The sequence below is a fragment of the Teredinibacter waterburyi genome (assembly GCF_001922985.1).
Taxonomy (GTDB): domain Bacteria; phylum Pseudomonadota; class Gammaproteobacteria; order Pseudomonadales; family Cellvibrionaceae; genus Teredinibacter; species Teredinibacter waterburyi.
Genome location: NZ_MRUH01000154.1, coordinates 1 through 1864, shown reverse-complemented (window position 1 = coordinate 1864; position 1864 = coordinate 1). Strand labels below are relative to the sequence as shown.

The 1864-nt window shown below is 42.8% G+C and carries 2 protein-coding genes; both read left to right on the top strand.

Annotated features, from left to right (window positions below):
- Positions 1–70: 70 nt before the first annotated feature.
- On the top strand, positions 71–850 hold the full coding sequence (locus IDZ20_RS10980) for a hypothetical protein (protein WP_188151482.1): 780 nt from the start codon (positions 71–73) through the stop codon (positions 848–850).
- 580 nt (positions 851–1430) lie between these two features.
- The coding region (locus IDZ20_RS10975; RefSeq protein ID WP_188151481.1) for a L,D-transpeptidase family protein at positions 1431–1864 on the top strand (434 nt) is incomplete at its 3' end.

Here is a 1864-nt window from a genome sequence, read left to right as displayed (position 1 = left end):
GGCTCCGCCACTTTACCGCAAAACTCCACTCCACACGCGTCACAGGTTAACGCGGCGTTAGGTGTAATTCATGCCAATAAGTAAACCTCGAGATAAAACGAAACGAATTGTTTTAGCACGGTGTGGAAACCAATGCGCTTTTCCCGCTTGCACAAAACCAATATTTGATACTACTCAATTACTAGGTCATCTTGCTCATATAAAAGGTAATCGAGCGGGTTCAGCAAGACATGATAGCTCTCAAGACCCAGAAAAACGCCAGGGTGCAGATAACTTAATTGCAATGTGTAATGAGCATGGAATACTCATTGATAATAAAGAAAATGAAAGTAAATACCCAGTTAGTTTTCTGAAAAGCATGAAAAAAGATCATGAAGAAAAAGTGGAAAACATTGCAGACCGCAATTGGGTAAAACCACCTAATTTTGTCACTGGAGGTAAGTTTGGTTCAACAACCGTACGCTTCTGGCATGACCGATTTGGGAACATAAGAATATACAACGATGAACAGCTAGCAGTGCTGGGAGAGCTTTTAGCGCTAAATTTAGACTTCAGTGCACTCGGAACAACATTACAAGCATTTCGCTCGATCGAGTCTGATGGGGTTAAATCAGTCTTGCAACAGTCATATGCTGAAATAGGAAATGAAGAAGAGCTTTATAAGCGTCTTGTGCAGCATATGGCTGTTGCACCAGATGTAACATTTGGTGAGTTTCTTCATTTTATTGTTGAAGGTGGTGACGCTACAACTTTATTTACACTAGGCAATCAGCGAAAAATAGATATTATTGAGGGTAAAGAATCTTCATACTTTTTCCCTAAAAAGCCATCAGGTAATAATGAAAAATAATTCAGCTTTCATAGTATATACACCTAACAAGGCCATCAAGTCGCGGGCAAAAATTGCCCGCTGGGACGTCCAACACTCCGCTGCTTTTGTGTTGTCGCTGCGCTCCTTTTAACACAAAAGCAACTCCGCGTTGGCCGCCCCTTATGGCGGCGTTATGCGTTGGTATTGAAAAGAGCGCTTTGTCGGTTTTAGGTTGTTGTCAGTTGTCTTTTTAGCAAGTGCCGCTCCAGCAGTGGTGTAGTAGTGGAAATCGCAGTGATGCAGTCAGGGAGTGGTAATCAATTTCTAGTCGGTCGTGTCCGAACTATGCCTCCCATCTTTGTTCTCAGTGGTTTCTTTTTAGGTAGTACCAAATCAATCGGTAGCGTAACCTTCTTCTAGTATTATTCGGTCTAATCGCTTCGTTTAGGCTAAAGGGCCAGGCTAGCTGGCCCAACGTGTGTGTTACTTTTTGTGCCGCCTCGCATAACAAGGCGCTCCACCTGACAATTTTTGCTGCGCTCGTTTGTGTATGTCGCGCAGCTCCATTTTACACAAACGCTCACAGCAAAAATTGCAGGTGAGCTTGGCGTTACATGCTATGAGAAAGTTTCTACTACTATCCATGTTTTTTACGAATCTAGCTTTTGCAGGTATCGACTTGGTGAAAGTCGATAAGTCGGAAAGTAAGATGTACTTGCTAGATGGCGGCGAAGTCGTTAAGGAATACCATGTTGCTTTTGGTGCAAGCCCTGAGGGGCACAAGCAACAAGAGGGCGATGAGAGAACACCGGAAGGAAGCTACACTCTCGATTATAAAAAAGAAGACTCGTCTTTTTATCGGGCAATGCATATCAGCTACCCAAATGAAACTGATAAAGCCAATGCCAAAAAAATGGGTGTTTCTCCGGGTGGTTTTATTATGGTTCATGGGCAACGCAATAACCTAGGATGGCTTTCATTCATTACGCAACGATTCAATTGGACAAATGGGTGTATAGCATTAACAAACTCAGAAATAGATGAGTTCATGGA